Annotated in this window: 12 protein-coding genes and 1 tRNA gene; 7 read left to right on the forward strand and 6 right to left on the reverse strand. The window is 61.3% G+C overall.

From position 1 onward, the window contains the following. Positions 1-46 precede the first annotated feature (46 nt). From P2G62_RS06925 to P2G62_RS06940, 4 genes are read left to right on the forward strand one after another with little or no spacing between them, the layout of a single operon-like run. Positions 47-307, forward strand: a complete 261-nt coding sequence (locus P2G62_RS06925; protein WP_275734152.1) for a DUF1799 domain-containing protein — start codon at positions 47-49, stop codon at positions 305-307. After that, positions 304-3,309 (forward strand): phage tail tip lysozyme, encoded by a 3,006-nt coding sequence (locus P2G62_RS06930; RefSeq protein ID WP_275734153.1) that lies wholly within the window; start codon positions 304-306, stop codon positions 3,307-3,309. The genes P2G62_RS06925 and P2G62_RS06930 overlap by 4 nt, the downstream gene beginning before the upstream one ends. After that, complete coding sequence (locus P2G62_RS06935; protein WP_275734154.1) at positions 3,306-3,728, forward strand: hypothetical protein; 423 nt, start codon at positions 3,306-3,308, stop codon at positions 3,726-3,728. Before P2G62_RS06930 ends, P2G62_RS06935 begins: the two co-directional genes overlap by 4 nt. Further along, entirely contained in the window at positions 3,725-4,252 is a 528-nt protein-coding gene (locus P2G62_RS06940) for a hypothetical protein (RefSeq protein WP_275734155.1), read from the forward strand. The genes P2G62_RS06935 and P2G62_RS06940 overlap by 4 nt, the downstream gene beginning before the upstream one ends. A gap of 87 nt (positions 4,253-4,339) precedes the next feature. Here the strand turns inward: P2G62_RS06940 and P2G62_RS06945 are convergent, their stop codons facing one another. Then, positions 4,340-4,630, reverse strand: coding sequence for a hypothetical protein (locus P2G62_RS06945; RefSeq protein ID WP_275734156.1), 291 nt, complete (start codon positions 4,628-4,630; stop codon positions 4,340-4,342). A gap of 81 nt (positions 4,631-4,711) precedes the next feature. Here P2G62_RS06945 and P2G62_RS06950 point away from each other — a divergent pair, with 81 nt between their 5' ends. From P2G62_RS06950 to P2G62_RS06960, 3 genes are read left to right on the forward strand one after another with little or no spacing between them, the layout of a single operon-like run. Continuing rightward, positions 4,712-5,128 (forward strand): NlpC/P60 family protein, encoded by a 417-nt coding sequence (locus tag P2G62_RS06950; RefSeq protein WP_275734157.1) that lies wholly within the window; start codon positions 4,712-4,714, stop codon positions 5,126-5,128. After that, the gene (locus tag P2G62_RS06955) at positions 5,125-8,481 is read left to right on the forward strand and encodes a phage tail protein (protein WP_275734158.1); all 3,357 of its coding nucleotides are present in this window, start codon (positions 5,125-5,127) and stop codon (positions 8,479-8,481) included. The genes P2G62_RS06950 and P2G62_RS06955 overlap by 4 nt, the downstream gene beginning before the upstream one ends. After that, complete coding sequence (locus P2G62_RS06960; protein WP_275734159.1) at positions 8,481-11,093, forward strand: hypothetical protein; 2,613 nt, start codon at positions 8,481-8,483, stop codon at positions 11,091-11,093. Before P2G62_RS06955 ends, P2G62_RS06960 begins: the two co-directional genes overlap by 1 nt. A 237-nt stretch (positions 11,094-11,330) precedes the next feature. Here P2G62_RS06960 and P2G62_RS06965 read toward each other — a convergent pair. The 5 genes from P2G62_RS06965 to infA all read right to left on the reverse strand — a co-directional run bounded on the left by P2G62_RS06965 (position 11,331) and on the right by infA (position 13,543). Then, positions 11,331-11,406: transfer RNA gene (locus tag P2G62_RS06965), tRNA-Phe, on the reverse strand. 119 nt (positions 11,407-11,525) lie between these two features. Continuing rightward, positions 11,526-11,705 carry a DNA gyrase inhibitor YacG gene (gene yacG, locus P2G62_RS06970; RefSeq protein ID WP_275734160.1) on the reverse strand — a complete coding sequence of 60 codons (180 nt, stop codon included), beginning with the start codon at positions 11,703-11,705 and terminating at the stop codon, positions 11,526-11,528. After that, complete coding sequence (locus tag P2G62_RS06975) at positions 11,702-12,745, reverse strand: ribonuclease E/G (RefSeq protein ID WP_275734161.1); 1,044 nt, start codon at positions 12,743-12,745, stop codon at positions 11,702-11,704. Before P2G62_RS06975 ends, yacG begins: the two co-directional genes overlap by 4 nt. Then, a complete protein-coding gene (locus tag P2G62_RS06980) occupies positions 12,742-13,314 on the reverse strand; it encodes a Maf family protein (protein WP_275734162.1) in 573 nt (190 codons plus the stop codon). Before P2G62_RS06980 ends, P2G62_RS06975 begins: the two co-directional genes overlap by 4 nt. A gap of 10 nt (positions 13,315-13,324) precedes the next feature. Beyond that, positions 13,325-13,543, reverse strand: coding sequence for a translation initiation factor IF-1 (gene infA / locus P2G62_RS06985; RefSeq protein ID WP_036636451.1), 219 nt, complete (start codon positions 13,541-13,543; stop codon positions 13,325-13,327). Positions 13,544-13,575 lie beyond the last annotated feature (32 nt).

Raw genomic sequence — 13,575 nt, forward strand, 5'->3', positions numbered from 1 at the left:
CCGACCGGCTGGCATTACGCCAGAGATCAAAGAGCAGTTCGCGCGGATGGGGGCCGAGTTTGCCGCCGATGCACCGGCCGAGCCAGAGGTCGAGATCTGGTCGAGCAACTGGAATACGCTGCGCGCCTTTCTCGATCTGCAGAGCCAGTGGCGCTTCGAGGAGGCTGACGGGCGGATCTGGATGAGCCTGGACTATGCCGCCGCCGACATCGTGCTGCGGCGCAATCGATACGAGACAGTTGAGTTTGCCGATCTGCAACTCATGGAACGGGCCGCGATCGCGGCGTTTGAAGGCAGGGTGGAATGAGCGAGCCATTTGTCTACGAAATGCTCTTCAAGGGCAACGCCGCGAGCGCCAAGGCCGCGATTGCCGAGGTGCAGGCCGCGACAGGCTCGTTGACGAACGGAACCCAGGCGGCGACCTCGGCGGTCACGGCCGAGACAGCTGCCACGCTGAAGAATGCCGAGGCCAAGCGCGCTGCGGCCGCCGCTGCAAAGGAGGCCGCAGCCGCCGAGGCCATTGCCCGCACGGCCTACGAGCAATCGCAGACTGGGGTAGGAGCGCGCGCGCCTCAAGTTCCTGGGATAATGCCCGTACCGCAGCTACAGGCAGCGACGGGTCATGTTGGCGCCGCGAACGCCTACACCGCCCAACTGACATCGCAATGGAGCGATATTGCGATGATGGCGGCAGCTGGGCAGAACCCGATGATGCTGATGATGCAGCAGGGGTCGCAGGTAACCGAGGCCTTTCAACGCATGCGCATGGCTGGCATCGGCGTTGGTGCGGCTTTACGCACATCATTCCTCGGCATGCTCAATCCCATGTCTTTGGCGACCATGGCCGTTATCGGTTTCGGAACTGCAGCGGTGCAATGGCTGATGAACTCGCGCGAAGAGGCCAAGTCGCTCGAGGATGCTCTTGGTGATCTCGAAAAATCGAGCCGTGCTGCAGCGTCGGCTCTAAAGGACGCACGCTCTGGAACCGCGGATCTGGCGAGTGACTTTGGAAGCGGCGCGAAGACAGCACGCGAGATGAATGTTGCGATCCTCGCCTTGACCAGGGCTCAAAGTGTGAACGATCTGAAGGTTGCGATTGACTCGATCGGCGATGCGATCGGCGACGTCTCTTCCATGGGTGTGGTCCGGCTCGGGAAGCTGGAAGACCAGTTCAACCTTACCAATAAGGGGGCGGTGCGAGTCAAAGACGCAATGGACATGTTCCGGCACGCCACAACGCAAGACGCACAAGAGCTTGCAGCGAAGCGACTCGCGGAGGCGCTTGCCGAGGCAGAATATAATACCGAGGGTGCCTCGAAGGAGGCAACGAGTTTCGGCGAAAATGTTGCCCGCGTCGTTCTCGAAGCCGTGCGCCTTCGCGGAACGACGGAGCAGCAACTGGCCCTTGAAAAGGCCCTTGAAAAGGCTGGTATCGACGTGCCGTTTGAAACAGCGGCTGAGAAGGCGAAGACGCTCAAGGATCTGACGAGCGACGTAATGGCTGCGCTAAAATCGACGCGCGCGCCATTCGATCTGAGAGATGATCTCGAAAAGGCTCGCAAGATCGGAGAGGCAACGGTCAAGTTCGGAGCCGATAGTCTCGAAGTGAAGCGTCTGCAAATCGAGGCAGACCGTCAGCAATTCCAACTGCAGCTGCGCTTCATCGACACAACGGAGGAGCACAAGAAGCAGCTCCTCGAGCTTTGGGATGTGACCAAGGGGCTGAAAAGCGCGGATCCGTTCGGCTCGCTCGCCGCCGGTCGCGAGTATCTGCGCACCCAGCAAGACAGCATTGCCAAATCGCAACTCGAGCTCGGGCTGATCGGACAGTCGGAAGCCGCGCGCCGGCGCATCCTCGCGCTTTACGAGGCCGAGCTGCAGATCCGTGACATGCACCTCGATCGCAACGGCGAGGAGGCTGCGAAGCTCCGTCAGGCGACCGTTGCCGCCGCCGAAGCCGAGGCCAATACCAAGCGTGTGCGAGATGCTTGGGATGAGGTTCAAAGTGCCGGAGAAAGCGCGATCGATGGCATCTTCGAAGCACTCAAGACGGGTGACGTTGCAGGCGCCTTCGACAGCCTGGCCTCGGAAATCGGCTCGATGTTTGAGCAGTTGGCAATCACCAACCCTCTCAAGAACGCTATCTTCGGATCGGACTATGCGACGATGGGCGATGTCGGTGGCCTGTCTGGCATCTGGGATCGGCTGACGGGGAAAGCTGGCCCGCTCGAGATGTCCGGCATCAGTTCTAAATCCGTCGGTGCAATGACGGTGACCGCTGCCCAGGTTATCATCAATGGCAGCTTGAGCGGCCTTGGCACATCGGCAAACCTCAACGGTGCTCCGATGTCACTGCAAGGCTCGACCGATGTGCAGTCGCAGGTGTGGCAGTTCTTTGCTGGAAAGGGATTGCAGCCATACCAGATCGCGGGCGTGATGGGGAACATGGCCAGGGAAAGCCAGTTCGATCCGCTGGCAGTTGGCGATAACGGAACGTCGTTCGGTCTGGCGCAGCATCACGCCGGGCGGGCGGATGGTCTGCTGTCCGCGTTGGGCGGGATGGGTGGCCTTGGCAATGTCCAGGGACAGCTTGACTACATCTGGAAGGAATTGCTGACCAGCGAGGCTGGTGCTCTGAAAGCCTTGCTGGCGTCGACGAATGTGCAGGAAGCAACGGCCGCATTTGCGGGTTTCGAACGTCCGTTTGGATATAGTGCTGCGAACCCGATGGGTGCGGACGGCTGGGCGGAACGGTTGGGCGCGGCCGAGGCGGCCATGGCCAAGTTTGGGGAGACTGCTGGTCTCGCGACAAACCAGCTCGGAACGCTGGGCGGCGGGTTTGATATTTTTGGTCAGGCTCTGTCGCAGATCGGTCAGGGTGGCGCAGCCGGCGGCGGCGGACTGGGGTCGATACTGGGCAGCATGCTGCACGACTGGGGCGTGCCGTTTTTTGAAAACGGCGGCCGCCACAGTGGTGGCCTGCGTATTGTCGGCGAGAATGGCCCGGAGCTGGAATATACCGGCCCGAGCACGATCGTGCCAGCAGACATGACGCGTCGTATCATGTCCGGCGGCGCTCCCGCGAATGCCACAGTTGCCCCGGTGATCCAGCTGCAGCCAACGCTGGTCAATAATACCAGTGTCCCCATGAAAATGGAGGTGCAGGAGGTCACGGACAGCCGCGGCCAGCGTCAGCAGAAATATGTGCTGTCGGAGGCGATCGCGAGCGGTCTGACAGCCCAGGGCGGTGCTGCACGCCGGTCGCTGCGCGATACCTATGGGCTGCGGCCCGCGGGGATCGCACGATGAGCTATCCAGAGTGGCCCGCAGATCTACCCCGCCCGGAGCGCGACAGCTATCAGCTGCAGCCACAGGATGCCCGCCGCAAGCGCGGTTTTGAAAACGGCCCGCCGGGATACCGGCGGCGGTTTTCAGCGGTGGCACGGATGGTCAGCCTGTCGTGCATCCTGTCGGATCATCAGCGCACCCTGTTCGACGTTTTCTATCACGATGACTGCGTTGAGGGATCGGCGCTGTTCTGGATGCCAGATCCGACGCGTGATGGCTGGCCGCTGCTGGATTCGAATGGTGTACAGCTCACCGACGAGCTGGGCACGCCGCTGCTGATCGCTGCCCGCTGGCTTTGCTCGTGGGGCGATCAGCCACCGATCGAGACTCTGCAGGGCATCGAGTTTCGTAAACAGTTCCAGATCATGGTGATGCCATGAGCCGCCGCACTTCCATGAATGCGCGCGCCGCGCAGCAAGATGCGAGCACTGGAGATATCGAGGTGGTGCTGATGGAAATCAGGCATCCTGATCTGGAGGCACCGATCCGGCTGAGCACGGACAATACGGAGCGAGTATCCGACGATCCGCTGATCTATGGCACCAGATCGAGCTGGCGCGGCGCTGACCCGGAGACGGACCCATATCTGTGGATCATCGCCTCGTCCGTGCTGCCCGACGATGACGCAGATACCCCAGCGGCGGCGCAAATTGTGCTCGAAAATATGGATGCCCGGATTGTTGAAGTGCTGAGGTCATTCACGTCCCAGGCGACGATTGCGCTGGCTGTCGTCCTGGCGTCCTCACCGGATGTGATCGAGGTCGAATCGCAGGACATGCGGATGACAACTGCAGACGGCACCGCAGCGGAAATCGTGCTGTCTCTGGGGCGTGAGGAGATCGAGCTGGAGATGTTTCCGGCGGGTCGGATGACCCGTCAAAAATTCCCAGGGCTGTGGAGGTGAAGATGATGGCTGCAAAACCTATAAGCGACACCCCCGAAATAAAGCCCGGCGGCCGCAAGCTTAGATACGATCTGGAAGAGGCTGTCCTTACGGCTCTTCAGGAAAAGGCCGAGGCTTCAGAGGAACGGAAAGCTGCTTGTTCACATGTTCAAGGAGCACGCGAATAATGCGGTATACGTCCGGCATTTGCTCCCCAAGTTCTTGTGGTATGTGGATTTTCCTAGCCTCTATCGCTTGCGCAAAGATGTCTTCGAGCGTGGCGCGCATTTCGTTGCTGCTCACGGCGCTTTCCGCCAAGAGCACCGCAATCAGGCTTCTGTGTGCAAGAAGTGTCAGTTCTATCTCGCGCAGCCGTGCATCCAGTTCTTCGAATTCCATGCTCATTACCTCCATGCTTGACAGATTCGGAGATGCTCATCGTAGCAACAGCTCGCGACTCCTCAACGGAGGGTGCAGAGCATGACATGGTCAAACAGATATGTCGGCATCCCATCTCTGGACCACGGCCGCTCGGCCGAGGGCGCCGATTGCTGGGGCCTCGCGCACGTCATCTACCGCGAGGAGCTGGGGATCACATTGCCGGAGTATCTGGGCTATGGCTCGGTCGACGAGCATGGCGAGATTGCCGCGCTGATCGATGGCGCGCAGTCATCGCCACTGTGGATCCCGGTGACTGGAGACGCGCTTGCGTTCGACATCGCGGTGTTTCGGCGTGGGCGGCTATCCTCGCATATCGGCATCGTGATCCAGCATGGGCTGATGATCCACATTGGTCAGGCGCATGCCGTGCTGGCCGATTATCGGCGCGGGCCATGGGCGCATCGGTTCACTGGGCATTGGCGCCATGTGCAGATGATTTCGGAGGTGCGCCGATGACGCCAGCACCCCTTTATGTTTTGGCGGAGCCGCTGTTCGACCCCGGCGCTGGCCGGGTCGAGTTGGAGATGACCCACGGCCTCACGGTTGCAGATATCGTCACCCACACCATGCCGAGGGCACACGAGGTCGATCTGGACCGTATGCGCGTGGCACTGGTAACATCAAGCGGCTGCCAGATTGTGCCGCGTGAACTCTGGCACCGCTGCCGCCCGCATGCAGGTGTGCGCGTGGTGATCCGTGCGGTCCCTGGAAAGGGCGCCCTGAAAGCCGTGCTGTCGATCGTCGTGTCGATCGCCGCCGTCGCCCTGGGCGGCATTTTTGGCGCTGCGATGGCGGGCACGTTTGGATTGAGCGCCACCACATGGACAGCAATCGGCGTGATGGGCGTCAGCGTCATCGGTAATCTGCTGATCAACGCGCTGATTCCGCCTGTCAAACCAGACACCGAAAAGCGCCAAAGCTATGCGATCACCGGATGGCGTAACAAATATGATCCCGGTGGCGTGGTGCCATTCGTACTGGGCACGATGCGCTATGCGCCACCATTTGCAGCGACTCCGTACACTGAGATCGTTGGCAATGATCAGTATGTCCGCGCACTATTCTGCCTGGGCGAGGGCGAGGTAGCCATCGACGATATGCGCCTGGGCGAGACCTCGCTGGCCGAATATGACGAGGTCGAAACGGAACTGCGTTACGGCATCGACGGTGAGCTGCCGGTCAGCCTCTATCCACAGCAAGTGGTTGAGGAGCAGATCGGGGTGGAGCTGACCCGGCCGTTGCCACGCGATGACGACGGCGAGGTCATCAAAGATAGCCCGACGATCGAAACCCCCATTGTGCGCACTACGGGCGCGGATGCGGCGGGTGCATCTATTATTCTGGCGTGGCCATCAGGTCTGATCCGGTACACGGACGAGGGCAAAAAGCGGGTGCGCAGCGTGTCTATCCGCATTGAGCACCGACTGATCGAGGCGGACGAATGGCAGGAGGTCATTGACCTCGCCATCACCGCCAAGAAAGCCGAGGGTTTCTATCGTCAGCATACCTGGGCATTCCCGACCCGGGGGCGCTGGCAAGTGCGCCTGACCATGCTGACCGACGAGTCGGACGATAACAAGATCTCGCAGCGTACGACCTGGGCTGGGCTGCAAACGCTGCGCCCCGAATATCCGCTGGCACATTCGCGCCCACTGGCGTTGGTCGCGCTGCGCATCAAGGCCACGCACCAGATCAACGGCAGCCTGGACAATTTCAACTGCTTGGTATCGCGGATCTGCCGCGATTGGGACGCCACGAGCGGCAGTTGGGTGCGGCGTGTCTCTGACAGCCCTGCAGCCGCCTATCGCGAGGTGCTGCAGCATCCGAGCAATCCGAAAGCGGTGGTCGATGGCGGACTGGATTTGGCGCAGTTGCAGGACTGGGCTGACTGGGGACGTGACCAGTCGCTGACCTATAATGCGGTGCTGGATGCCACGGGCACCACGCTGCGCGATGTGCTCGCCGAAATCGCGGCCGCCGGACGTGCTACCCCGCGCCATGATGGTATCCGCTGGGGCGTGGTGATTGACCGGCCGCTGGTCAACACACTGATCGTGGACCACATCAACCCTCGCAATAGCTGGGGGTTCAAATGGTCGCGCGCTTATATCGACCCACCGCATGCGTTCACCGTCAAATTTAACGATGCTGGCAACGATTACCAGGAGACCGAGCGGGTTGTGCCCTGGCCTGGGTACGATGGCGAGATCACCCTCACAGAGCAGCTCAGCCTGCCCGGCAAGGTGTTTGCCGATGAGGTCTGGCGAGAGGCGCGGCGGCGGCAGCTGGAGACGATTCATCGCCCCGACACCTATGAGGTCACACAGGACGGTGCCATCCGCACTGCGACCCGAGGCGATGCCATTGCGCTAAGCCATGATGTGCTGAGCCGGGTGCAAGTCGCGGCGCGCGTGATATCGGCCGAGCAGTGGCTTGTCGAACTGGATGATGTGGTCGAAATGACCGCTGGCGAGTCCTATGCTGTCAGGTTCCGCGTTTTCGAAGAGACACTGCCCGGAGAGGAGGAGGACACGATCGGTGTGTCGATCATCCGCACCGTCCGCACCGTGCCTGGCTGGACCCGGATTTTGACGCTGACTGGCACTGGCCCGCTCCCGCTGCCGGGCGACGTTGTGCATTTCGGGCCCGCTGCAGTAGAGAGCTATACCCAGATCGTGACACGGATCGAATCCACGCAGGATATGTGCGCGATTATTCGCACCGTAGATGCAGCCCCGCAGATTGACGAGCTGCTGGCAGCAACAGAGATCCCGGCATGGTCGAGCCGTGTCGGGGCGGAGATCGATGCCAATTTGCTGCAGCCATCTGCACCGCGATTTGCAGGGCTGACCTCCGGCCTCGACGGCACAGGTGTTGCCAACCGAATTCAATATGTATTGGAGCCCGGATCTGGGGCGGTCGTTACGTCCAGCTATAGGGTCGAGCATAGGCTGAGCGGGGCACCTGCATGGACCGTGCAGACTGTCCCTGTGGCCAGTGGTGGTGGATATATCGACACTTACTGGACTGGCCAGATTGTCGAGCTGCGCGCAGCTGGGGTCAGTCTGACGGGTATAATCGGCCCATATGCAACCACGGTATCCATCACTGTCGGATCGGACGATGCGGATCTTCCTGCCGCGCTGGATGATGCTGCGATCAATATTACGACGCTGTTGGGCGGGGCGCTGATCCAGTTTGCAACTGGTTCCGATACCGCCACCACCCAGATCCAGGTGTATCGTTCGACCTCTGCCATACTGGATCGTGAGACAGATGCCGCAGGTGTACCGATCACCGTGGCGCCGCAACAGAGCTATTCGACGGCGCTGGGTGATACGACGCGCGCGACACTGATCGTGGGTGGTGCCATGGAAATTGCTGGTGATTGGGCCATGGGGCCAGGCTGGTCGATTGCAGGCAGTATTGCGACCCATGCACCTGGCGCGGCGGGCGTGCTAAGCCAGCCGATGGTCGCGACCTCTGGCAAGTACTACCGCATCGGATACCAACTCGGCAGCCGCACGGCAGGGTCGATTACTGCCTATCTGAGTGGTGGATCTGATCGCCCGGGGTCAGCGGCCGCTACGGATGGACTGATCAGGGATCGCATCCAGGCAGTGACAGGCAACGACACTATCGAACTGCGCGTTGACGCAGATTTTGACGGCTCGATCGACGACGTCGTTGCCTACCTCGAAACTACCGCCTGCCTCAGCGCTGGCACTCATTATGTCTGGATCGAGCCGCGCAATTCCGACGGCGCGCCGGGCCCGGTCAGCGGCCCATATACACTGGAGATCATCTGATGACTGATGGCGCATCTACTACCCAATTGCCAGCTGTGGCTCTAGCCGATGAGATCATCGTCAATGCTGGCGGGGCCAGCTCGCGGCAGGCGGTGACTGACCTCGGCACCCAACTGTTAGGGAGCACCGCGATTGGGTTGGCAATCAATGCGGTCGATCTGGCGTTGTCGGTCGCGCAGGCAGCTTATAATGCCACAACCGACGATGTGGTGACGCGCCTGGATACGGTTGAGGCACGCCAGGACACTCTGGATCTGCAGCAAACGACAAATAACGTGATTGCCTCGAACTGGACAGAGTTGGCGGACACGACGCCCACGATCATCGGCCAGGGCGCCGAGATACCGGACGAGGCCACCGGCACACACGCTGACCCGGCCACTGCGCTGATCGTGCCAGACGCCGGGCGTTATCGGGGCTATGACACTGTCGCGGGTGCATGGACCCGGGTCGCAGGTACCGGGCTGAGCAGCAAGCTATCGTCGGATGTGCTCGGACTGACTGCGCGGGCGCTGGCATATGCCTCCGCGCCAGTTGGCGAGGTGCTGATCAATCGTAAAGACCCGCAAACCGCACTCATCGGAGCGGCTGGGTCAACAATGTACGTACACACCCCGGCAGTACCAAAATCGTTTGGTGTCGTTTACGTTTATGTCGTTATAGACCTAGCCGGCACAGCGATTGCGTCACTGGCGCGCAACCGCATGCAGATCTACACTACGGCGCCGTCCTTCGTCACGAAAGCACTTACCCTCGCTGGACATACCCCCGATGGCTATGCTGTTTTTTCGGCGGAATGGGATATCTCTACCTACACCGCCCAGTGGATCGACTACGAATTGCAAGTTTCGGCGGGAGCAGTATCGAACGTGGTGATCCGTGAGGTGGTCATGACCTCCGGCGCACCGCCCCTGATGGCGGTAGTGCGTGGCATCAGTCGTGGCGATCTGATGGCGCGATACAAAACGCTGGCATCGGTAACTGACACTGGCAATCTGACTGCCATATATCAACTGGTGCTGCCACTGTCCGCGTCACCTGCGCGTCTCTCTGCGCGCATGGATATCGATACCGATGGGACGCTGCCGGAAACGGTCGGAGCCGTCGAATTGAAAACATCTGGTGGCGCCTCTATTTTCAAGCCTACCCTTCGCCGGGTAGGGAAAACCAACAGCTATGTGCTTGATGATGTTCCGATATATGCAACAACGGCAGCACAACTCTATGTGAACATCGGACTACCGTCCGGTGCGAGTTACATGCGCATCACGAACCTGATCGTGACCGACGGGGGTATCCCAGTGATCGCATCTGGAGGCGTTTCGACAGCAGAAATCGAGGCCATTGCAGAAGCAACTGCGACCGATGTGGCCACGGACAAGATCAATGCGCTTGGGTCAATAGACAGCTATCCGAAAGACGGTCTATCGGCCCTGCGGCGTGGTTCGAATGGCATAGTCGATCTGGTCATGCTGTCGAACAGTCACGGGCAATTCGGGGGGGCCGGACTTGCAAAAGCACTATCGGCGCGGCTGGCAGAGCGGTTTGGAGCATGGGTAACGCCGCTCAACCTCGGTACGGGGCCGACAGGTGCGGCAACATCAGGTTTTTCGGCGGACCTTGGGACGTTTGCGATCGATATGGTTCAGCCTGGGTTCGTTGCCGCGGGCTCCACACTGGCCGGGTCTACAACGAATGGCGTATATTTCTCCCCTGTCGACAACCTGCCACGGTTGCCGCTTGACCCGACACATTCCCTGCGGGTCCATTATGGGTATGCAGTTTTCGGAACTGGGTCTGGAAGTTTCACTATATCGATGCGCCACGAAGAAAGTCCGTGGAACATGATTTTCACCTCTGCTCCGATCAGCACCTACGATGCTGCCGGGGAGAGTGTGAAAATTGGGGCATATGACCTTGCAGCTGATGCGTACCGGAATGGTGGGCTGTATGCGGCGCGGTTCAACTACCTCGGAAACACGATCACTGGGCCATTCATGAGCCTATTCATTCGCGTCGAGGACATTGATGCGACGCATGGCATCTGCACCAACGTCGCGTTCGCTGCTGGCGGCTATAGCATGTATGACATTGCGACATCCGTTTTGGCCAAAGATGACAACCGCGAAATCAACTTCTTCGCCGAGCTCCGTCGTTTGCACATTGCGCGCGGCATGCCTCCGAATATCGTGATCTTCTGCAACGAAGGCCACAACCAGCGCGCCGAAACGTCGCAGCCATCGCTTGGTCGCCGCGCGATTACAGATGCCGATGGGCCGCTCGCGCTGTTGGACAACTACGAAGCCGTGCAACGGCACTACGATGCGCTATGGATATCGCAGGGATGGGACGTTCGCGAGCTTACATACGTCATGTGGGTGGATCACCCGCCTGAGGGCGGCGACGATGCCGAAATGACCGCATATCGGCGGATCATGACGACGGCGGGGGCCTGCTTGCCGCGCACGAGCGTGGTGGATAGCGGGCTGTTGGCCACGGCGGAAGAACTGACATCGACCGGGTCGTATGCGGATGGGATTCACCTCGTGAACACAGTCGGGGCCGGGTACGACCTGCTAGCGCAGCGATTTGTTGCAGCCATGGTCGACTAATAAATTTTCGTCCAGAAGGTAGTGCGGAAATGTCCAGAAGCTGGCGCGCCGCAACACAATGTGAGCACCCGAAGAGTGCTTCGGACGGCCCTTATGAGCCTGAGGATGACACGGATGGGCCCGGATTCTGAAAAATATTCTGTAACCCCGGCGTAACCCCGCGCGCAAATCTGGAGCCGAAAGCCAAGGAATCGCCGCCCGTAGCGATAAAATTTGCAGCCATTTTAAGGATTTAAGTGGTGCCCAGAGCCGGAATCGAACCAGCGACACGCGGATTTTCAATCCGCTGCTCTACCAACTGAGCTATCTGGGCACCGGGCCGCGGCGTTGCCGTGGTGGCGTTGGTGGGGGGTTACTAGACGAGGGCGCGGGGGCTGTCCAGAGGGTTTTGCGGAAAAATTTTCATCCGCCCCGCCCGACTGCCTCGCACGCTCAATGCGGCCGAGGATCGGCCGGTTCGTCGTTGGGGGCGCGCTCTTCTTCCTCGGCAATATCGCCCGGGATAACGTAAGAACCGTTCAGCCAGCGCGCCAGATCGACATCGGCGCAGCGTTTCGAACAGAACGGGCGATATTTCGGGTCGATCTCCTTGCCGCAGATCGGACAACTCATTCCCGACCCTCCAGCAAGGAGGCCAGTGTGACGCGATCGCGCTTGCGGGCCAGTTCGAAATTTCCCAGCGGCGTCCAGCCGGCCAGGCTGGTTTCCGCGGCCTCGCCCTTGAAGGCGACGCGAATCTGCTGCTCCAGCACGGCGCGGTCCTTCTTCGGCATCGGCGCGAAGTCGATCACCACCTGCCCGCCCAGGCCCCGCAGCCGCAGCTGACGCGGCAGATCGCGCGCGGCGGCGATATTGGCCTTCAGGCTGGCCGCAGGCGAGGTATCGGCGCCGGTGTTCACATCGACCGCGATCAGCGCGCGGGTCGGTTCGATCATCATGTGACCGCCGCCCGCCAGCGCCACGCGCGGGTCCAGCAGCGCATCGACCGCCTCCAGCACGCCATGATCGCCAAAGTCACCCTCGACCACCTCGTCGGGCAGCGGGTCGGCCCAGTCGCGCCAGGCCTCTTCATGCGGGCCGGGGGCATCGACCAGCAATTCCGGCTCGCCCGACAGATCGGCAATCACCGCCTCGGCCATCTCGCGCATCGCGGCGATGTCTTCGACGATCTCGCCCTCTTCGGCGCCCTCGGCGGCCGAGCGCAGGATCAGCCCGAAATCCGATCCTTCCATCACCACGCCGGCCAGCGCCTGCAGACCCGCACGCACCTCTTCGTCGCGGATGCGGCGCGAGACGTTCAGCCCCGGCGCACCCGGCGTCACGATCGCATAGCGCGACTTGAACAGCAGGCGCAGGCTGACCGGCAGGGCCTTGCCCGGCTCGGTCCCGCCGGTGACCTGGCAGATCACGTTCTGCCCCGGCGCCAGGCCCTTGACCTCGCGCAGAAATCCCTTTTCGCCGCCGGGCAGCCGCACGAAGACGCCGCCCTGCCCCTTCATCTGCCGTTCGACCCGGCCCCGGCAGATCGCACCGGGCGCCAGCGCCACGGCTTCCGAGGCATCGACCAGCAGATCCTCCAGCTGGCCGTCGACCATCAGCGCCGCGGCTTCCAGCCCGTGCAGATCGCCCAGAATGACAACGCGCCCCTTCATTCGGCCCCCGCCTCTATTGCCGCCGCGCGCAAAAGCAGCGCGGTTTCCGCCAGCGGCAGGCCGACGACGCCGGTGAAACTGCCTTGAATCCAGGGGATGAACGCCCCTGCGCGGCCTTGAATCGCATAGCCGCCCGCCTTGCCGTGCCACTCCCCCGAGGCGAGATAGCCGTTCACCTCTGCATTCGACAGCGGGCGGAATTTCACCACCGTATCGACCAGCCGTTCGCGGATGCCGCCCGTGGTGCGCACCGCGACGGCGGTCAGCACATGATGGCGCCGCCCCGACAGCAGCCACAGGAATTCGGCCGCTTCCTTTTCATCGGCAGGTTTGCCCAGAATCCGGCGCCCGCAGGTCACCGTGGTATCGGCGCACAGCACCACCTCGTCCCCGGCGCAGGACAGCGCCGCGGCCTTTTCCCGGGCCATGCGCGCAACATAGTCGCGCGCGGCCTCGCCCTTGCGGGGGTCTTCGTCGATGTCGGGGGCCCGCACTGCCGCAGGCTCCAGCCCGAGTTGCGCCAGCAGTTCGCGGCGCCGGGGGCTGGCCGATCCCAGGATCAGTCGCACGCGCTCAGCTTCACTTGAAGCGGTAGTTGATACGGCCCTTCGAAAGGTCGTAGGTATTCATTTCCACCTGCACCTTGTCGCCAGCCAGAACCCGGATGCGGTTTTTCCGCATCTTGCCTGCCATATGCGCGATGATCTCATGGCCGTTTTCCAGCTCGACCCTGAACGTCGCATTCGGCAGGAGTTCCTTCACGACGCCGGGGAATTCGAGCATTTCTTCCTTGGCCATGGTCACTCCGATATATGCCGCCCGCTGAATTC

This window comes from Paenirhodobacter sp. CAU 1674, assembly GCF_029222945.1.
In the GTDB taxonomy this organism is placed as follows: Bacteria; Pseudomonadota; Alphaproteobacteria; order Rhodobacterales; family Rhodobacteraceae; genus Rhodobacter.